The sequence below is a fragment of the Kordiimonas sp. SCSIO 12603 genome, from assembly GCF_024398035.1.
GTDB lineage: Bacteria > Pseudomonadota > Alphaproteobacteria > Sphingomonadales > Kordiimonadaceae > Kordiimonas.
This window is the reverse complement of record NZ_CP073748.1, coordinates 910001-931165: the sequence shown is the minus strand read 5'-3', so window position 1 is coordinate 931165 and position 21165 is coordinate 910001. Positions and strand designations below refer to the sequence as shown.

Below are 21165 nucleotides of genomic sequence, written 5' to 3'. Positions count from 1 at the left end.
ACCTCTCATAATGTCTTAGGGGGCTCCCCGATGATTGCGAATGAGATCGCCTTTGGCAGAAGCTTTGCTGACAACATCATGTACAATATTCAGGGGCATAGAAATGATCCCAATCCACATAAGTGTGGTTGGTATGCCGCCAAGAATATCTTTACCAAAGAACTCGATGTTGCTGAAACCATTATGGAAGCAACTGCTTCCGCCAGCAAAGCCAGTAAGCCGGTTTATCATTTCTCCATCGATTGGGATCGATCAGAAGAACGTCTCCTAGATAAAGAGAAATGCATAAAAACCGCTGACCAAGTGCTAGAGAAAATCGGCCTACAGGAACATCAAGCTTTATACTTCTGGCATGTAGACGCTGATCACCCTCACATGCATGTGGTAGTTAACCGAGTGCATGAACGCACTGGCAAAGCCTGGGACATGTGGAAGTCCAAAGAACGCCTAGAGCGTGCTGCTCATGAAACTGCAAAAGAAATGGGGTTCATGCAGATACCGGGCAAGCACAATGAACTGGACTATGCACCGGATAAAGAACGCAATGCATCCCAAACCAGAGAACAACGACTAGATCCTCTTAAACCTTGGGGCAAAGAGAAGATTGCTGAGGTTAAAAACGAAATAGGCCGAGACTTTTATGAGGCGTTAGGTTGGGAGGAGCTCTCAGACCGTATTGGTAAAAGCGGGTATGAGCTGAGGTCTAAAGGCCAAGGTTTGATCATCACTGATGGGAAAAGTTACACTCAACTTTCAATGATGGGGAAGCAGCTACGCTTAAACCTGTTGGAACAGAAGTTTGGAGAAAAGTGCGCTGATTATCTGTCTAAAGACCCTCTTGAGCCTGTAAGTGAAAAAACACCTAAGGAAGCCTATCACTCAGTTGATGAACGTATTGAAAAGCACATTCACCGTGAAATCAGAAGGGTAGAACATGAATACGCCAGGGCTGGTGGCCGCGGCCCTGCCCCAGATGTAAAAACATCTGAACTTGCAGCCATTATGAACGGGTTAGACAAGTTTGAAGACCGCTTCCATCGGCAAAATACAAACGAGCAAATCAAGAAACTGCAAAAGCGCGTTGAAAAACAAAACAAGGCTCTGCAAAGAGCAGAAGGGTATCTCAGTCACCACAAGCAAAAGAGTTGGGAACTACTCTTAGCTGTTGATGATCGCAGTCCTGAAGATAAGGCTGTAAAATCTATTGATAAGCTGGATAAGTCTATCCAGAAACTTAAATACCAGCAGAAAACTCCTAAAACCAAAAACCTTCTGAAGCTTCTCCGTTCTCGTCGCAAGAAACTTATATCTAACAAACGCAAACGAGAGAAGACGAACAAGCGTACTCAGAAGATTGAGAAACAACTCTATTACCGCATGCAAAAGCTGAATGAAGCTCGAATGCGCGTGAAGGAAAAGAAGAACTCGCTCTCTCAAACGGAAAAGCATCTCGCAGCAAAGAAGCTTGCGCGTACACGCAATACCCAAACAAAAGACCTGCTCCAAAAGCGTTCTATTCAGCTCTTGCGTAGTATCCCCAAGGAGATGATCTTAAACGCCAATATTCCACGGGCTGAGAAGATCAAGATGATGACTAAATGGAACAATGCTAGGGATATTGAAAAGGTGAGAGTTAAGGAAAGACAGAACGAGCGTGATCGGTAACACAGAATTTTTAAGATAATTATGCTATAGGAAGTTGTAGTCGTGAAATGGGGAGAAATACGATGCGCATTTTCTTGTTTTTTGTATTCGCTGTTTTTTCAGTAACAACTCAAGGAGTTCGGGCCCAACAATTAGAAGTACAAATTGTTGATGTTGGCCAAGCTCTATGTACTATCACCAAAACTCCAGATGATCACTTTATGATTTATGATGCTGGCCATTGGAAGAGTAAACAATGCCTAAGTGCCGCCAAACAAATCATAGGCAATAATCCGATAGATCTAATGATTATAAGCCACTCTGACGCTGATCACCTTGGCGAGGCAGAGGCCATCTTGAATACCTTCGATGTTAGACAGATTATGCATACAGGTATGGAAAGAAAGAGAACTAATAAAAGCGGCAATCTGACCACCTGGTACAAATTTGATAGAGCTGTATCTAGAGAGATCCAAAATCCAGGAGTATCAGTCATTAACTTGCAATCGTCTTCGCTCATGCACGGCGCGCAATTTGCTCTTGGAAATGACGCAAAGGTAACTTTCATTGCTGGATGGAAGAATTGGGAAGATGACAGTGATTGGACTACCCCTAGTGATAAGCTATCGAGCTCGGAAAAACGGAATGCTCCGAGTATCGTTGTAAGACTAGATTACGCTGGTAAGTCGGTATTGTTTACTGGAGATACTGTAGGCAAAAGCAACAACGATAATGATGCGACATGTGAAGCCGCCGAAAAATATATGGTTGATAACTCCTCAGCAGTAGAAATTAAATCAGATGTAATGATTGCGCCTCATCATGGAGGAAACAATGGTAGTGCTACGTGCTTTGTAAAAGCTGTAAATCCTACATACGTCGTCTTCCCTGCCGGGTCTGGCCATGGCCACCCAAAGAAGAAAGCAGTCGCTCGGTATCTGAAAAATGGTGTGAAGGAAGCTAATATTTTCCTAACCGACCTCGGGGAAAAAGATAGTAAACCAGATAAAGAATGGGCGGGCCCCACTACAAGAAAATCACCCAGCACGAAACGTGGTGATGACAATGTATTAATCAGAATTACGTCATCAGGACAGCTAACGGTAAAGTACAATTAAAGTATTGGTCATTGACCTATTGATCTCATCAGATCGTTACTTTAGCGTGCGATTATGTAATAACTGCAATTATTAAGTGCACCCCAATGTCTGACGCTACATCTTTAACATCCGTGGTAAGGGATGCGGTTATAATAGCTTTTATTGGAAGCTTTATTACCTGCGTGCTTGCCACATACCGTTACCAAGTTCGTCCTTTTAAGGCTTGCTTCTTAGCTATGATTGAATTCAACATACTAACACCAGTTGCGATTATGTTAGGCTTGTTCTCAACTTTTAATAATGAATACGTTTCTGACCAAATAATCTTTTTTACAATATGCCACGGCGTTATGTTTATGTTCAGTGTATCGATTGCATTTTCTTATGAACAAGACATAAAAATCCCTAGCCGGGAGGGTGTAGGTAAATCTATTCATTTGACTTCAATGATCGCTGCAAGACATTCGATTAGATGGTTTAAAAAACTAGTAACACTGTACAGAAGTGAACAGTTCTATGGAAATGAAACTATTAATAACTTTAACAAAGAAGTTAATCGGAGAGATTTCTATACCTATGGCCTACCGGATTATTCATTCACCACTAATTATAGCGGTGACAAGAGTATAGAAACCAAGATTATTTTACCCGAAATTTCTTTGAAAATGTTTTCTGCTATCATGATGCTACTCATCTTACACTATATTAGTGCACGCTATTTTGTCTTATGGATTGAAGTTTAAATGGGTCTCGAGATTTATATTATATCCCTACTAATTATTGTGATGGGAATAGCCTATCTTTTCCAATGGCTGGAAAAACGTGAATTATCTAAAAAGAAAAAAAACAAAACAGACAGCCTAGAAGAAAATCTGAGCTTATATCGTGCCAGACTGGCAAATAAACTACAAAAATCAACCGACCTTAACGTAGGTTTATCCAAAATTAATTGGAAACAATTCTATATTTCGAAACTATTGGATGTCGAAGGGGAAACTAGTTTAGTTTGTCTACCATATCACAAGACTGAGATGGAGAATGGGCTTCCCCCAGAAACAGTTGATGTTAAATCCATTACTGAGCTCACTACTGAGAACAACATCCCCAATAAGAAAAACGTCCCCAAAAATGTAATCGTCACAGCTAACGCAGGCCATGGGAAATCTCTTTTTGCCCAAATACTTTGTTTAGAAGCAATACGCGTAAACCCGGAAGTCATTCCAATTTTTGTTCACGCCAAAGACACAGGTAACGACTGGTTTGATACGCTAAGAAATGGAGTACCAACCTGGTTCGATTTACTCTCAAGTAATAACGACCTTAGAAATTCGAACATCAGTATTGCTGATATTATCCAATTTTGTGAGCCGAATGCATCCTCACAAGAGCCAAATGCATCTTCACAAGAGCCGAATGCATCCTCGCAAGACCCGAGTAAAGAGGTACTCTTAATTGTAGATGGACTGGATGAGGTTGCACCCGATTTCCAAAATAAATTTTGTAACAGTTTAAATATAATATCATCAGAATTTAAAAATATACGGGTAATATGTTTTTCAAGACCTATTGTATCATTGAATAGATTGCATAATTTTTCCAGAGCCGAAATAATCCCTTTTACCAGTGATGACATTCAAGAATTTATCTTGCAATTACAGCAAAATACAAATCACTCAGTAAAACAGTTAGATTCTGAAAGTACTACAGCTAGTCCAGCCGTATTCCTGAAAAAGCATTTAGAAAATAGTACAAGAATTGAACAACTATTCAAAATTCCATTATTCTTGGAAGTAGCGTTAGAAATATTTGACCAAAATCCCATTCCAGAAGCCCTCACTTCTTTGAATTTTTTCGAAGCACTCATCACTAGATTACTAGAAAAAAATACGAAAGGAGGTATCGATCAGGCTAACATATACGTCGAAGATTATTATAAATTTATTCAACACTTTAGTTTAACACTACTATTTCGAGAAGTAGAAACTGTTTCATACGTTGAAGCAAAAAATATTGCATCCGACTATCTTCAAAAAGAAGCAAGCAGAAACTCCAGTAGTCTAGGTAAAAACCCAAAAGACCTTCTAGATACCGTCTTATCTAGATCTAGAATTTTTCAATATTCACGAGAAAACGTTTCGTTCCTTGATATCAATATACGAGACTTCTTTGCTGCTACATATCTACAAAGCTTCGTGCCAAAAGCCATGCAAGAGAGGAAAAACGTTGGCAAGTACAGACGTAGTGCGCTTTCAATTTTGCATCACCAACTCACCGAAGAAATCAACAATTTTATGGGAGGGGATTGGGAACGCAATGAAATAATCCCGCTTTTACTTGCGAAGCCTTCATATATTGGCACATTTACACTACTACTGGAACATTCACTAGAAGAATATAACAGTAATAAACTATACAAAATTCTACATTTTTTGTGGTCAAAAGACACACTGAAAACTGATATATTACGCTTATTTGCGAATGCTATTTCTAATGGATCCTCACTAGATTACTCGAACGATTTAATACGAGGTATCGTCTTTGATTTAATTGACAAAGAAATGGCGCCCAACATCGCAAATAAGATCATATCGGGGCTACTTCAATCTACTACTTCACAAACAGATCTCATTTTTAAAGACTTAAAAAATCGATATAAAACTAAAGCCCATATTTTGAACCTGATAGAATATGAATATTTGTGTTTGATCAAAAACACTAAAGCTCCAAACTCAACAGAAGCTGCATACAATCACAACCAAAGACGGGCACTAAACATTCTTGGCGAGGAACAACTTCCATTTTTAATGTTGCAAGAGTACCTGGAAGGCAAAGGTCTCTCTCTAGCGTATGATGGTTGTTCAATACTTCAATATGAAGAAAAATTAAACAACATCAATGACTACGACATTGTTTTGATGCCTCAAAGATTGATACCAAAATTTGCAGCATCTGGAATCTTAAGACCTTTAACGTGCTTATTTGAAAATAGGCCTATTCAAAGCTTTGCAACACCCGCTGAATGTTTCTATCAGGATTGGTGGAAAGAAAGCTCATGGTTTACAGGTATTCCATACGGTATTCCATTTACATCTCTAACTATGAGAGCGCTATATTCTCTGGATATGATGGAAAAACCTCGTAAACTTCCACAAACGATTCAAGAAATGTATCAAAAAGCGCTGCAAGTAACCGAAGAACGGGAAAACGTCTTAGGTTTCGGTCACCAGGGAGGGGCATTTGCACACAAATCCGCTCCAAACCCTGATGTATTGTACATGCAAATCAAAGAAAACAAGCTTTCAAAAAATGAACTAGAAAGTCTTAACATTCACCCATGTTTATATCATGAGTGGCTAAATTTCTTGTATGCATATAATGGTAGAATAATTGGAAAAGACCACGGCTACGAATATGGCGCTCTAGAACTCACCACCCCTACCATATTGAAGGCAACAAAATCATTTAGAAGTTTTTATCAAAGTTTTGGAACAGATAAATATAATGGGCTTAACTGGGATTGGGATGAATTAAAGACTGAGGTAATGGACAATCATAGGGTATTCAGTTGCTTTATGTGGGACGATATCAATGTTAACAAAACGCTTGAGACACAGGAATTCGGCTTACATTTTATACCTACTGTGTCAGGAAGGAAAACAGCTCAAGCAGATGTTTGGTCTTTTGTTTTCCCCAATGGTTCTGCACACTTCGATAGCGCCTATGCAATCGCACTACAAACCTTAACTAGTGACTTTCAAAAGTATTTCCTAGAACGTGGCTGCACAACCCCTATAAAAGGTAGCGTCAACCCATCATTCGCCAAAGAGGCACATAAGGTTTCGTATCAAGCTATGTGGGTACGCCAACCTCGAAATCAAATAATTGAATCAGATATAATTTGGAAAGCAATTACAATCGTTCTTCATAAAATAATCAGTACACCTGAATGTAAAATTCAGGAAGAGATGATTATGTTAAACAAGTTTATCAGTACCGTTGTTTTAGAAAATAAATCACTTACTTTAAGGTAATCACACACTCTATTTCTTGAAGGCCTGAAATATTTAACTGTCGATATTTCGTTTCAAAAACACGCACCAAATCACTCAGATCAATTTCAGGATTTAGGTAAGAACACGTATCTGCGCTTACTCGACATTGTTGTGAAGCAGATACCTTTTTAAGAGGGTACATCTTAAATCTATATTGAGGAGGTAGATACCGTTTTAAATCAAAGTATCGTTCTTCTTTTGCTCCCTCAGACAACGGAATATCAACGCGTAATAACATTTTACCTGCGTTTGATAATAAAGAAGGTAATGCCTTTAACAGATACCTTACGTAGTCCAATCCATCATTCCCAACTCCCACTCTCGCTATTGGATTAGGGTAATTAACTCCTTCAGGAACAATACGCCAAGTTGGATTTACATTGATTAGATCAAAACCAGCTTTTTTAAAGAGATAATCTGCGACATCGCTATTAACCAACGACGCTTTTGCTCCGTTTAATTCTAAATTAATTCGGCTCAATTTCACTGCTTCAGTATCTATGTCAATCCCAAACACTTTTTCCGAGATTTTTGATAACTGTAGTAAAATTAAGCCCGAGCCACAGCCAACATCTAAAGTATTAAATAAATCATTTGATGCACTATACTTTTTAATCGAATGAATACAGTCAAATGAACTGCTGCTTAAATATGTCTGGCTAGAAACCAACTTCTCATTGCTACTTTTTTCAGGCCAATCAACAAACAAATAAAATCCGAAGCATACCAATAGACAATATTTTGAAGACCACCTTTTTTCGGTTTCCTGTACAATTTCATTCTGAATTAGCCACTCTCGCTCCTGTTCAGAAAAAACATCAAAAAATTCGCTTTCTGATATAGAGCAGTGTTTAATAAACAGGTTTTGCAAAGTGCCTAAACAACCAGAGCTACTAGTAGCTAGCACTAGTTTATATGCTTCCCATGGATCCACCGCGTAGGACTCACTAGATACTTTACGATACCAGCCTGCATAACCATGCTTTTGTAAAGTAGGTAATTTTATCTCGTCCAAGCTCGATATTTCTTGCCGTTTAAACACTAGTACACCCTATTTTCTGTTTTCTTATTATAGCAAAAAAAGTCATTTGAGCTGATCACGATACCAATTTCATCCTTAACGGAAATTGAATCATAAAATTTATCTTTAATTACAAGTAAATCGCCATCAATGCTAATATGATAAAGTGTAAGTGAACCAGAGTATTCAATATGCTCCACTACTCCGGCTAACTTTGTATTATCAAATGAAATGGTTAAATTCTCAGGCCGCACCGCAATATAACACTCTCTAAATTCACTTTCACGATGCCCTAAAATATCTCTGGGTATATCTTTCAACTTACCTGATCCATCAACAACGCTTATAATATTAGCTGCGGGATTTCCAATAAACTGGGCTAAGAATAGCCTTTGAGGATCGCTATAAACTTCCTGTGGCCTTGTTAACTGTTCCACTTTTCCGGCGTTAAGAATTGCAGTCCGGTCTCCAAGAGATAGTGCTTCCTGCTGGTCATGCGTTACAAAAAGGCATGTAATGTTGTGCTTTCTTTGCCAATGCTTAAACACTTTACGCACCTGCAGTTTCAGCCTGGCATCTAGGTCAGAGAAACACTCATCAGCTAGTAACAATTCAATATCATCTCTGACCAATGCCCTAGCTAGAGCAACACGCTGTTTTTGCCCTGCACTTAGTTGTTCAGGCATACGTTCATTGAGATCATCAATTTGCAACAACTGAGTAACTTCCTGACACTTTTCGATAATCTGCTCAGTATCTAATTTTTGTAATTTTAAAGGGTATGCGATGTTTTCTTGTACACTGAGATGTGGATACAACCCCAATCCATCCATTACGTAAGCAATTTTACGTTTATTTATAGGAAGATTAGTTATGTCTCTACTATTCAACTGGACTGTCCCCGAATCCTGTTGTGTAAAACCAGCTATAATGTCTAACAATGTCGTTTTTCCACACCCAGATGGTCCGACTATGGTTATTAATTCACCAGTTTTCACCTCAAAGCTAGTTGGCTGCAAAGCGACTACTTTAGGGTAATTTTTGACAATATTTTTTACGGTTAAACCCATCAATACTTTCTCTAAGTTTTTGTTATCAAACCACTGGTAAATACATTCGCCAAGTATTTCCTAGCACCTACAGCTAACGCTAGCGCTGGCAAACTAGCCATAAATGCCACAGCTGAAAACCTACCCCATTGGGACGTAGCCTGAGCTACAAAACTAGGCAGGGCCGGTGTAACTGGGCTAGTTGTTGATGAGGAAATCAATGATGCGATTAAATACTCATTCCAAGTAAATAAAAATACAAATCCAAAACATACCAAAACGGAAGGCCATATATTGGGAACAACCACAGCTAATAATGTCTGTAAACGACCATTACCATCAATTAAAGAAGCCTTTTCAATCGACTGAGGAAAAGCGGATATAGCTGCTTCTAAAAACCAAACTACAAACGCCAAATTAAAAACCACCTCAGCCAAAATTATAGCTCCATAGGTTCCTCTAATTCCCACTTCTGAAAATATTACGAATAACGGCAAACTGATAGCTACTGGTGGAGCCATTCGAGTAGATAAAACCAATAAAAATAGATGTTTTGACCAATTGTTTCTATGTCGAGCAAAATAATATGCTGCAGGCAATGCCACACATAGGCAAACAAGGGCCGTTACAGTGCTAATAAGGAAGCTATTTCCAAGCAATCCTACAATATTTTGACCATTATATACCCAGGAAAAGTTATCAAGGGTAAAGTTCAATCCCCATTCAGGTGGGCTAGCTGTAAGCGCTTTCCTATCTCTAAAGGAATTATATATTAGCCATGCATATGGCAGAAATGACAGCAAGGCGAATAAGAGGCCAAAAGATAAAGCGCTAATTTTTTTCATTGTGTACGCCAATCTTTTCTGAAGGTCTTAAATAACGCCAAGCAAATACAATAAATTAGAATATAAATAATTACAGTAATGGCTGAACCATAGCCAATATCCCCATGCTGGAAACTAACAATCCATGTATAGATATTAATTAGCTCTGTTGATGATGCAGGGCCACCGTGCGTCATCTGAAAAGCCTTATCAAATTCCTTAAATGAGTCCATTACCCTTATTAAAACAGCTAATAGTACGGCTGGCTTAATTAATGGCATTTGAATAGACCAAAATAGCTGAATTCCGTTCGCGCCATCTAGCTTTGCTGCTCTAATAGGCCGTTCAGGAATACTCTTTAACGCAGTAAACAAAATAATAATAAAAAGAGGTGTCCATTGCCAAATATCAGCAAGCACAATCCCAACAAAAGCAAATGAAGGGTCCCCTAATATAGTTCCATTTACGATACCTAACTCTCTCAAATAGAAACCGATCGGCCCATAATCCCCATGTAAAAGTAGGCGCCACAACATTCCAACAGTAACGGGCGCAAGCACAATAGGGATGGCGACAACAGGTAAGAGAGCCTTACTATATTTACCGCAGTGTATTAATACAAATGCTCCCAACAAGCCAAAAAGGAGCTCAAAAGGTATAGTTGTTATTAAAAATATTGCTTGAACATATAAGCTATTTAAGAAGCGATCGTCTTTGAATAAAGCAGTGTGGAAATGTTGTAATCCGACAAAACTCCCATCCCTGTCTGGAATATTGAAATTTAAATCGGTAAGGCTAATCCCAATAAGAACTAAGAAGGGGACGACAACCAAACATATCAATAGAAGCATTATTGGGCCTAAGGTAAGGCCCAAGAAATTCCTTTCGAACAAAGATGACAACTTACTCAAGTAAATACCCTAATTTTTATTCGGTAAATATCTCATTTGAGCTTTATCACCTAAGATTTCTTTTAATTGAATAGCGATATTATCTAATCCATCTTTTGGCGTAACTTTACCAACTAATATCTCAGAAAGTCCTTTTTGCATAACCTCTGTAATTTGTGCAGATTCAGGGACCGTTGGTTTAGGTATAGCAACCGGTACACTCTCTAGAAAAACAGGTACGTATGGAATAGATTTGACGTTTTCGTCTTGGTAGGTCGATTTTAACGCAGACGCTCCTCCGGCCAAGGTTTGTGCTACTTGAACAGATTGAGACATTGCCCATCGAATAAATTCAAATGCCTCTGATGGGTTTTTAGACTCTTTAGGAATCAAATATGACCATCCCTCCAACTGGCTTTTAGGAGCCCCACTATTGGTAGGGATTGTCGTGTAGCCAATCTTGCCTGCCATTTTCGATTGCTCTATATCTTCAAGAAAAGGGGTTTGATCATGCCAAATGATTCCCATGAAGACTCTGCCTTGCTGCAATGATGCTAAAGCATCATCCCAGTTGTAATTTAGTGTTTCCGGCGGGCTATACTTTACTAAATCCATGTACACTCTGGTTGCTTCAAGGTTTTGTGGCGAGTTCACCACGATATCGCCATAGGAGCTTCCCGCTTCCGTTTCTAAAATTCTTCCACCAAATGAATAGGCAAAATTAAGCCACTCATACCATAAAGCTACATGTTGTTGTCCTTGAATATATGTGCCAAAAAGGCCCTCCTCTGGTCGATTAAAAAACTCTGCTACTTCTATATATTCGGACCAATTTTTTGGAACTGTTAAGTCACGACCAAACCTTGTCTGAAATCTTTTTTGTTCCTCTGGATCGTTTATTAAATCTTTCTGATAGGCAACATACATGGTTAAATTAGTGAACGGAAAACCATACAGTTCCCCTTTGTACCACCCAGTTTCTTTCCACCAATTTTCAAAAAGGTCCTGCTCAGGTTTAAATGAGGCTTGAGCATCCTTTTTTAAAAAGGGCGTCAACGGCTGTACCTGTTGGTTTTCAACTAATCGCCCTAATAAACGGTGGGGCATGAGAATTAAATCGTACGTGACATTTCTAGAGCTTAGCTCCTGAGATAACTCAGTAACGACCGCCATATGATCTTTTTCTACGATCTCTACTTCAATACCAGTTTCTTGCTCAAATTGACTCTTCATACCAGCCAAGGCAGTAAGCGGAGCGTATGCTTCTCCAATAATACGTATCTTTTTTGTATTCGAAATATTTTGAGGAGACAAATAATAGAAAGCTGCGACCGCAACTAAAATCACTAAAAAACCACCTATAGCTATTTTCTTCACGATCAAAAATTTCCTTATAAAATTATATTTTATATGTTCAGAATAATTATACTCATTACAGCTTTAAAGGCAAAATCCTTATTCAATCACTCTTATTAAGATTAAATGACATTACCTAAATTGAAGATTGACCCAATGTGCAACACTATTGTACATAGTGTTGCATAGCTGCAAGACATTGATTTTATTAATATTTCCTCGCCCAAACGCCTTGCAGTGCATCTTCCACAATTTGATCAAAGAAATCTTGGCCATTTGTAATAGCCGGGCTTGTATCTACTTCACAGTCTTTAGTAACCAACCGATCAGATGAAACTTCATAGTCGCAAGAAATCTCTATCTCATAGCTAAGTTCGCCCCCGAAGTTTACCTCAAGCATTTTGAAAACAAGTTGGTCGCCGCTCTCAACACGTTCATAAATTACGTACTCCTCAAGCAAGTGAACACCAACACCATCGTCAAAAATATCCATTTTGGGACTGTGAGCTTTTTTCCATTCTCCCACTAATAAATGCTGATCATCTCGTTGCTCAGAACATGCCGTTAATAACGCCAATGAGCTTATGAGAACCAAGAACTGAGCTTTCATATTTCTTCCAATCAAGTGAACCATCTGAACTGTATTTTCCCTGCTTCAAGATCATGAACTAATGTGCACCTACCCAACCTAGACATACCTCTAGAAAAACAGAGATTTAGACGGAAACAGAACACCGTCCATGCAACACTATGTACAATTCTGTTGCATGACTGCCGCGGCATAGAGGGAAAAGAAGGGGGAACGCGTAGGGTAAAACCGCGCGTTTCTGTACAAATAAAGGGGGTACACGCGAGAATGAATTATGGCGCTGACTTACTCACTTTATAACGCACAAGGAAAACGGCTTTATTTAACGCAAGATGAGCGTCAAGCCTTCTTTGAAGCAGCTCAAAAGCAACCTGAAAAGGTTAGAACCCTCTGCCAACTTTTATATTATACCGGATGCCGTGTTAGCGAGGCGCTGAATTTAACTGCTGACCGAGTAGATATGGCTGGAGGTGAGATTGTTATCCGCTCCCTCAAGAAACGCCGCGCCACACCGCATTACAGACCTATCCCTGTACCTATGGCGTTTTTAGAAGAGTTGGCCGCTGTTCACAGCTTAAAAAACCATACTCAAGACATACTATGGGCTTGGTCGCGCTCTCACACCTGGCGACTAATAAAAGCTACGATGGATCAAGCTAACATCAATACCCAAATGCCATATGGAACCTGCAAAGGATTAAGGCACTCATTTGGAATACATGCTGTTACCCACAACGTACCGCTCAACATCGTACAATCAATGTTAGGCCATGCGAACATGTCCACTACGGCCATCTATGTTGATGCTGTAGGGGATGAAAGGCGCGAGTTGGTTAGTCGGATGTGGGTGTAATGTGTTTACCCGCGGTCAAAAGCAGACGTCAGCCTTATGAAAACGCTTTATCTTATAATAAGCTTTAGACCTTGTTTTGAAGTGGAGGTAAAAGACCAAAACGCCCATGGTTAGGGTTTTTTGTAAATACAGTTAAATCAAGCTGTTTTTCAAAGCTTTCTGGAGGGTGTTCGTTTTCAACAATGATAACTTGACTGTCTGAGTGCTCTTCAATCAAGTACTTATAAAACTTTTTCTTAAGAGTTGACCCTTGCAGGCTATCATCTTCACCTTCTGGTTTATAATACGCGAGCAACGGAGAATCGAGTACGACAAATCCAGGGTGTGGCAATGAGTGCTCTTTGCAAAATTCTAATAAACCTAACGTAGCAGCTGCATGTGTAATGGCCCTCAAGCCTTTACCCCTGTTTCCGCGAAGCTTACCATCAATAACAAAATCCATCGTTTTTTCATCAAAATGAACACTGCCTATATCAGGGAAATCCCAAGCCTCTAATATTTTTTGAACAGTTTGAGAAAAGTCATACAAACTTTGTGAGGATAACTTTGCTGGAATTTTTTGATCCCCGTTATCCTGCCCATCTTCATCACCAAAAAGCTCTTCTCTTTGTTTGTGGATTTTGTCTAACCTATTAAATAGAGAAAGATTTGAGATAACTGTACTTCTTTCGTCTACATACCTAGAATAATTTGATTGAGCATCTGTTAGTTCTGGGGCGATCGCGCGCTTAATTTTACCATCAATTCCATTAAAGTGATCCTCTATACTAACAAGCTCCTCCGAAAGTCGCGATGACTCTATATGCAAGGCAGATATTGTTGCCTCAAGATCACTAGCAAGTTTTTTTATTTTTTCCATTTCCGCAGATGCGGCAGTGACAATAGCTTCCACATCACCATCGCACTCTGTACTGCTATGTTGCGCATCAGGTAAAGCCCCGCAAAGTGGGCAAGATACCCGTTCATGATGAATAAAAAGCGAGCCCGTTTCCTCGATTGCCATGAGGCGATCTAGGTCGGTCATGTATTGAGCCTTTAAAAGCAAAAACCTTTCAAGCATATTCGCAATATCATCTATTCGGTCTGCAACCTTTTCACGATCTTTTATAATGATCCGCCTGTAGGTAGTCATTTCTTTAAGCTGTGACTGAGTTAATTGTAGTTGTTCTTTGCTTATTGCAATTGACTCTTCCAACCTGCTAAGTTTACCTTTAAGTTCTTCACGACTAAACCCTTGCTGAGTAATTTCATCCTCTAGGTCGCTTATCCATTGTTCAAGAAGTTCAGCTTTTGCAAAGTCGCTCATTTCAGATTTTTTACGGGCATCTGCAAGAACTATTGCGCTATCATCTATGCCTGTAAGTAGTAATTTTAGGACGGATTTTTCAGCGGTCTTAGTTATAAACTGTCCGGTTAAGAATGGAGATTCTTGACGAATAATTTCTTGCTCATTAACAATGATTAACCTAGCTATATCACGGAAACTTAACGAACGACATTCTCCACGTGCATTTTTGCGTAATGACTTATCAAGCAAATCTATTGCACCTAGCATCCAGCCCGAAATGTTATTTTCTTTGCCAGCCGCATGTTTTACATTAATTGTACTCGTATGTTGTACATCCGTTGCCGAACCAATAATGCCTTTGAATTCTAGATAGTTACCACCTTCAATACTTCGTTCAAAAGTCCATATTTCTTTTTTGGAAGACTCGATAGAAATACGTGCGCGCTCATATCCATCAAGTTCAGGAATCTTTCGCAAATCTTTTCCACCCAAAAGGAAATCAATAGCCTCAATGAGAAATGATTTACCAGTATCAGAAGCACCACATATAACACTCAAACCTTGAGCGAAGGAAAGCGAAGCAGGTTCAACATGGGGACCTAAGAAACAAATCTGTCTTATTTTAATAGTTTCTTGCATCTAATTAACTGCCTACCTTTTGAGGTGAGTGAAATTGAGTAGTCCACTTATCAAAAAAGCTGTTTATTAATGTGTGGAGTTCTATTGTATCTGCATTACCAAATGTCTCAGCCACCCAATTGGCCCTTTCCAATAACGAACGCATATAAGATGTGCAAAATGAATCAACAAATGGCTTAGCGTAATCGCTGGCTTGATACAAAATTCCTTTTGAAGAGGTTACTCTCGTAACCAAACCTCGACTCATCATTAATGAGAGTCCAGATTCAATAATTTTACGCCTCACAAGGAGTTCGCCCTCTCTCATAGGCAATGGAGGGTGAAGGCTTTCCGGGCCATCGACATCACCTGAGTGAACAACCATATAATCGAAGTCCACTAACCGTTGTAAATCTAAAGTATTAGGATAGTTAGCAGTAAGTATGGCCAATGAGCGAACGCCGGTCTCCAAAGCGCTATTGAAAAGAGTAACGTCTAATTTTTTAAGTTCAGTCATCTTCGTTACTCCAGTCTAATTTCTCATCATTTACTAACTGATGGCACATGCCCTGTTTGTCGCGAACACGTGTTACGCTAGCAAGCGGACTAGCCTCAACCGAGACTTTTGCGGCCTGAGTTAATGTGGTAGCTAATCGATCTATGTCAGTCTCATACTGAGATTCGCATACATCAACAACTCCATCAAAAATATCATTTTGGAGTTCTTCAAAAACTCCAGGAGGAACGGTATCACGTGAAAAATTTCGTAAAGATTCTGCGTGATAAAAACGTTCACGTTGTCTTTGGAATTTCTTTTTTATGCCAGGGTCTTTATCCAACAAAGACAAATCAACTGACCTCTGAGGCTCTCCTATAGATTGTGCATATACACTAAGAAGCTGACGTACATAACGGTGATCAAGAGATATTGTATCTTTAGGAGGAATTTCAGGTGCTGGACGAGGACCGAGTCCACCTCCAAACCTTGTGACATGAAACGGAGTTGAAACATGTTGCTCAATCATTTCAACGAGTGAAACCGTATCAAATATTGTGAAATCAAAATTATCAAAATAAGCTAAAAGATCACCTTCAAGTTTTACTTTCATTGTAGATGTGATGTCACTTTCGCAATACTTTTTCCAGTTTTCTTGCAAACTATCCTTTAATTTTTGAGAGTTTGCTAGCAGCCTACCCAGTTTTGTACCAACTTGTTTTGGTGCTACAAAATAATACTTTCTAGGAGGTGGATAGCTCCCTTGATAGGAAAAATAAATAATTTTTCCGAATTCCACCCAAACATCAGAAGGTGTTAATGGGTGATCATAGAATTTGCATTGATAGTTATCCCACCCATCGCTGAACTGGGTAGACTCAATAAAACCAACGACATCAAGCCCCTGATCACCAGCACCAGCATAACGACGTAAACGATGATATGAACCTTGAAGAGATGAGGCCCACTCTTCTGTAAACTCTTCCCATTCGTCCGAATTAAAAAGCTGAATTCTTTTTGTTTTTGGGATAGGAATACCAGAAATAACATGCTCTGAATTATACAATCCCTTTTGAGGATTTGGTGTAAGTTCCTTGAAACTGTCTTCATTCATATTATTATTTCTGTATCCGTCTTTTTACTGTAAGGTCGAGATATGATTTAATTCAATACAAAACCACTTGTTTTCACACCTAATAATAGTATGAATTAAATACTAACACTTAATAGTTGTTTTATTAAATGGTTTTTACCTTTTTCTTACGCACATTCACCAGACTTGCATCGATCATATCTTTGAGGTGCGCAGCATAGTGTTTTTCGATCATCTCAACGCTGGTGCGGCAGTTCTTAGCCACTTGGTAAATGTCGGCTCCCTCGAGTAGCCGGAAGCATATATAACTATGACGCAAGCTGTAGGCCGTCCGGGCTTTCCCGCTACGGTCAAACTTCAGCTTTTCTGCGTGTAGGATGCCGTTCAGCATCTTCTTAAAGTCTGAGGGGAACAAACGATCCGTCTGTTCAGGATCATTACGGTCCAGCATACGCTCATATGGGCGCACCGCCCCCGGCATGCTTTTACAAAACCCAATACCGCGCTTCCCGCGTACTTCAATCTCAAGAATGGTCTCGCCTGTGGCTTCGTCGTCTACAATCTCTATGTCTCTATATTCAAGACGTTTAGCCTCATCAGGGCGAAGGCCAGTATTAGCCATGATCAGCACATAATCATGCAATTGCTCCGCATACCATTTGTAACGAGGGTTCTTAGGATTAGCAGCATTACGCCGTGTGGCTTCATAAAACTGCTTATATTCTTTTTGTGTGAACCAGGGACGGTGTTCCACCTTGCTCTGGCGTCTGTAAGGGTCAGACAAGTCTGGAATAAAGTCTATCCAACCATGACGCTGTGCGGTCTTCAGCACCATGCTCATGGTTACCATCTCATTATGAATGGTATTACGGGCTGGTGGCTTCCAAGGCTTGGGCTCAAGCTTGTCATAATCAAAGTGATCGTCATCCCAATTCTTGGGTTTGGTCATACGGTGAACACGATACTCTTGTCCGACACCCGATGTAATCTCCTTGAGAGGTTTACGGCCTAAGAAAGGCAGCAGATGCAGGCGAAGCCTGTCTTTATGTCCTTGAACCCACTTAGGGCTTCTACGGCCATTAGTAATGACCTCATATTCTACCTCGAACTTCTTGGATGCGTCACGGAAGGTCTTACCTGAAGCAAGCTCTCCATGACGTTTCTTATTACGAAGTTCCAGATACCAGTCTTCTGCAACCTCTTTAGCAGCAGATAGACTTTTCTGTTTAGTAGACTTACGGCGCTCTTTTCCTGCAAGATATGTAGACGCGTGCCAGGCACCGCCTTCAATACGGCGGTATAATCTGACTTTGTCACCTAGAATCCGGTGTATTTCCATGATGCATTCCCCAAAATGCTTATGAAAGACGAGTGTGTGCTTTTGTGTGATACTTGTGCGAGCCTAACAGCAGGAGATTCTTACTGTCAAATTTCAGGCTGAAGATAATAAAAAACCCTTACAGAACAGAGTTCTATAAGGGTTTTAATGGTTGCGGGAGTAGGATTTGAACCTACGACCTTCAGGTTATGAGCCTGACGAGCTACCGGGCTGCTCCATCCCGCGTCAATTATGTTTGTCACCCGTCCGAAGTATCGCTTAGCGATGTCATTCTCCGATGTGACGCGGCTCAAGGCTGTTATTTTCAGCTGAACCACTTAATACAACAAAACCGGCACATGGCCGGTTTGCTGTTTTTTGATATTGATGAAGATGTTTATGTCTTTACTCTTTAGTAGATCTGGCGGCGACCTACTCTTCCGCGGCTTAAGCCGAAGTACCATCGGCGCGAAGCCCTTTCACTTCCGAGTTCGAGATGGGATCGGGTGGGACAGGCTTGCTATAACCACCAGATCAACGAAAGAGTAAAGATTTTTGCGTTTTATGCATGCTTGAGAATGATCAATTGTATTTAAAAGTTTTGTTCTCTGTCTATGGAGAGGCTCTGAAGCCTATCGAGCAATTAGTATCAGTTAGCTTCACACATTACTGCGCTTCCACACCTGACCTATCAACGTGGTGGTCTTCCACGGCTCTCAGAGAGACCTTATCTTGAAGGGGGCTTCCCGCTTAGATGCTTTCAGCGGTTATCCCGTCCGAACATAGCTACCCTGCAATGCAGCTGGCGCTACAACAGGTCCACCAGAGGTTCGTCCACCCCGGTCCTCTCGTACTAGGGGCAGCTCTTCTCAAGTCTCTTGCGCCCACGGCAGATAGGGACCGAACTGTCTCACGACGTTCTAAACCCAGCTCACGTACCTCTTTAATTGGCGAACAGCCAAACCCTTGGGACCTGCTCCAGCCCCAGGATGAGATGAGCCGACATCGAGGTGCCAAACACTGCCGTCGATATGAGCTCTTGGGCAGTATCAGCCTGTTATCCCCGGCGTACCTTTTATCCGTTGAGCGATGGCCCTTCCACACAGAACCACCGGATCACTATGACCTACTTTCGTATCTGTTCGACCTGTCAGTCTCACAGTCAGGCAGGCTTATGCCATTGCACTCAACGATCGATTTCCAACCGATCTGAGCCTACCTTCGCGCGCCTCCGTTACCATTTGGGAGGCGACCGCCCCAGTCAAACTACCCGCCACAGTGGGTCCTAGATCCAGGTTCATGGATCGTAGTTAGATATCAGAGACAACAAGGGTGGTATTTCAAGGGTGGCTCCACAAGAACTGGCGTCCCTGCTTCAAAGCCTCCCACCTATGCTACACATGTTATCCCTAATACCACACTGAAGCTGTAGTAAAGGTGCACGGGGTCTTTCCGTCTAACCGCGGGTACTCCGCATCTTCACGGAGAATTCAATTTCGCTGAGTCTGTGCTGGAGACAGTGGGGAAGTCGTTACGCCATTCGTGCAGGTCGGAACTTACCCGACAAGGAATTTCGCTACCTTAGGACCGTTATAGTTACGGCCGCCGTTTACCGGGGCTTCAATTCGCAGCTCTCACTACTCCTCTTAACCTTCCGGCACCGGGCAGGCGTCAGACCCTATACGTCGTCTTGCGACTTCGCAGAGCCCTGTGTTTTTAGTAAACAGTCGCCACCCCCTCTTTTGTGCCCCCACCAAAAAGTTGCCTTAATGGTGGGCCTCCTTCTCCCGAAGTTACGGAGGCAATTTGCCGAGTTCCTTCAGCACAGTTCTCTCAAGCGCCTTGGTATGCTCTACCATCCCACCTGTGTCGGTTTCGGGTACGGTCTATATGATGGTGCTATTTCCTGGGACAACTTCGCGGCAGATCCAATCCAATAAGGATCTACAACTTACGTCATCCGTCACATTCCATCAGGTACAGGAATATTAACCTGTTTCCCATCGACTACGCTTTTCAGCCTCGCCTTAGGGGCCGACTCACCCTGCGCGGATTAGCCTTGCGCAGGAACCCTTGGGATTTCGGCGAGAGTGTCTCTCACACTCTTTATCGCTACTCATGTCAGCATTCTCACTTCTGATATCTCCAGCATGGCTCACGCCACACCTTCGCAGACTTACAGAACGCTCCGCTACCACTTGATCATAAGATCAAATCCACAGCTTCGGTATATGTCTTTAGCCCCGGTACATCTTCGCCGCAAGACAGCTTATTTAGACCAGTGAGCTGTTACGCTTTCTTTAAATGATGGCTGCTTCTAAGCCAACATCCTGGTTGTTTTGGCCGTCTCACATGCTTTCCCACTTAGACATAATTTAGGGACCTTAGCTGGTGGTCAGGGCTGTTTCCCTCTCGACTACGGACCTTAGCACCCGCAGTCTGTCTCCCGGATAGTACTCAACGGTATTCGGAGTTTGGTTAGAATTGGTAAGGCTCGCGCCCCCCGCATCCATCCAGTGCTCTACCCCCGTTGGTATTCATCCGAGGCACTACCTAAATAGTTTTCGCGGAGAACCAGCTATCTCCCGGCTTGATTGGCCTTTCACCCCTAGTCACAAGTCATCCCCGTCTTTTTCAACAGACGTGGGTTCGGTCCTCCAGTGCATGTTACTGCACCTTCAACCTGCTCATAACTAGATCGCCGGGTTTCGGGTCTAATGCATTTAACTCGGTCGCCCTATTCAGACTCGCTTTCGCTACGCCTACACCTAACGGCTTAAGCTTGCTAAATACACTAACTCACTGACCCATTATACAAAAGGTACGCCGTCACACCACATGGGTGCTCCGACTGCTTGTAGGCATTCGGTTTCAGGTACTATTTCACTCCCCTTATCGGGGTACTTTTCACCTTTCCCTCACGGTACTGGTTCACTATCGGTCGTATAGTAGTATTTAGGCTTGGAAGGTGGTC

The 21165-nt window shown here is 41.2% G+C and carries 15 protein-coding genes, 1 tRNA gene and 2 rRNA genes (1 of these 18 running past the window's edge); 5 read left to right on the top strand and 13 right to left on the bottom strand.

Annotated elements, in window-relative coordinates; translation table 11 throughout:
- The first annotated feature begins 30 nt into the window (after positions 1-30).
- The 4 genes from KFE96_RS04225 (at position 31) to KFE96_RS04210 (ending at position 6775) form a co-directional block, all read left to right on the top strand.
- Complete coding sequence (locus KFE96_RS04225; protein ID WP_255834754.1) at positions 31-1665, top strand: relaxase/mobilization nuclease domain-containing protein; 1635 nt, start codon at positions 31-33, stop codon at positions 1663-1665.
- Between the two features lie 62 nt (positions 1666-1727).
- Complete coding sequence (locus tag KFE96_RS04220; RefSeq protein ID WP_255834753.1) at positions 1728-2762, top strand: ComEC/Rec2 family competence protein; 1035 nt, start codon at positions 1728-1730, stop codon at positions 2760-2762.
- Positions 2763-2848: 86 nt separating this feature from the next.
- The gene (locus tag KFE96_RS04215) at positions 2849-3487 is read left to right on the top strand and encodes a hypothetical protein (protein WP_255834752.1); all 639 of its coding nucleotides are present in this window, start codon (positions 2849-2851) and stop codon (positions 3485-3487) included.
- Complete coding sequence (locus KFE96_RS04210) at positions 3488-6775, top strand: hypothetical protein (RefSeq protein WP_255834750.1); 3288 nt, start codon at positions 3488-3490, stop codon at positions 6773-6775.
- On the opposite strand, the gene KFE96_RS04205 is transcribed toward KFE96_RS04210, so the two are convergent.
- The 6 genes from KFE96_RS04205 to KFE96_RS04180 all read right to left on the bottom strand — a co-directional run bounded on the left by KFE96_RS04205 (position 6762) and on the right by KFE96_RS04180 (position 12429).
- On the bottom strand, positions 6762-7838 hold the full coding sequence (locus tag KFE96_RS04205) for a methyltransferase domain-containing protein (protein WP_255834749.1): 1077 nt from the start codon (positions 7836-7838) through the stop codon (positions 6762-6764). The genes KFE96_RS04210 and KFE96_RS04205 overlap by 14 nt on opposite strands.
- Complete coding sequence (locus KFE96_RS04200) at positions 7838-8887, bottom strand: ABC transporter ATP-binding protein (protein ID WP_255834748.1); 1050 nt, start codon at positions 8885-8887, stop codon at positions 7838-7840. The genes KFE96_RS04205 and KFE96_RS04200 overlap by 1 nt, the downstream gene beginning before the upstream one ends.
- 11 nt (positions 8888-8898) lie before the next feature.
- Positions 8899-9711: a carbohydrate ABC transporter permease gene (locus KFE96_RS04195; RefSeq protein ID WP_255834747.1), complete on the bottom strand. Its 813-nt coding sequence runs from the start codon at positions 9709-9711 to the stop codon at positions 8899-8901.
- Entirely contained in the window at positions 9708-10601 is an 894-nt protein-coding gene (locus KFE96_RS04190; protein WP_255834746.1) for a carbohydrate ABC transporter permease, read from the bottom strand. The genes KFE96_RS04195 and KFE96_RS04190 overlap by 4 nt, the downstream gene beginning before the upstream one ends.
- A gap of 9 nt (positions 10602-10610) precedes the next feature.
- A complete protein-coding gene (locus KFE96_RS04185; protein ID WP_255834745.1) occupies positions 10611-11957 on the bottom strand; it encodes a sugar ABC transporter substrate-binding protein in 1347 nt (448 codons plus the stop codon).
- Between the two features lie 187 nt (positions 11958-12144).
- The gene (locus KFE96_RS04180) at positions 12145-12429 is read right to left on the bottom strand and encodes a hypothetical protein (RefSeq protein ID WP_255834744.1); all 285 of its coding nucleotides are present in this window, start codon (positions 12427-12429) and stop codon (positions 12145-12147) included.
- Positions 12430-12799: 370 nt separating this feature from the next.
- Between KFE96_RS04180 and KFE96_RS04175 the strand changes: the two genes are divergently transcribed.
- Positions 12800-13378: a tyrosine-type recombinase/integrase gene (locus KFE96_RS04175; protein ID WP_255834743.1), complete on the top strand. Its 579-nt coding sequence runs from the start codon at positions 12800-12802 to the stop codon at positions 13376-13378.
- A gap of 64 nt (positions 13379-13442) precedes the next feature.
- On the opposite strand, the gene KFE96_RS04170 is transcribed toward KFE96_RS04175, so the two are convergent.
- From KFE96_RS04170 to KFE96_RS04140, 7 genes are all read right to left on the bottom strand, one after another.
- Complete coding sequence (locus KFE96_RS04170) at positions 13443-15305, bottom strand: AAA family ATPase (protein ID WP_255834742.1); 1863 nt, start codon at positions 15303-15305, stop codon at positions 13443-13445.
- Between the two features lie 4 nt (positions 15306-15309).
- Positions 15310-15801 carry an ABC-three component system middle component 2 gene (locus KFE96_RS04165; RefSeq protein WP_255834741.1) on the bottom strand — a complete coding sequence of 164 codons (492 nt, stop codon included), beginning with the start codon at positions 15799-15801 and terminating at the stop codon, positions 15310-15312.
- Complete coding sequence (locus KFE96_RS04160; protein ID WP_255834740.1) at positions 15794-16894, bottom strand: ABC-three component system protein; 1101 nt, start codon at positions 16892-16894, stop codon at positions 15794-15796. The genes KFE96_RS04165 and KFE96_RS04160 overlap by 8 nt, the downstream gene beginning before the upstream one ends.
- A 124-nt stretch (positions 16895-17018) precedes the next feature.
- Complete coding sequence (locus KFE96_RS04155; RefSeq protein ID WP_255834739.1) at positions 17019-18212, bottom strand: hypothetical protein; 1194 nt, start codon at positions 18210-18212, stop codon at positions 17019-17021.
- Positions 18213-18360: 148 nt separating this feature from the next.
- Positions 18361-18437: transfer RNA gene (locus tag KFE96_RS04150), tRNA-Met, on the bottom strand.
- 173 nt (positions 18438-18610) lie between these two features.
- A 5S ribosomal RNA gene (gene rrf / locus KFE96_RS04145) occupies positions 18611-18725 on the bottom strand.
- A gap of 88 nt (positions 18726-18813) precedes the next feature.
- Positions 18814-21165: ribosomal RNA gene (locus KFE96_RS04140) — 23S ribosomal RNA — on the bottom strand; it runs 395 nt beyond the window's last position.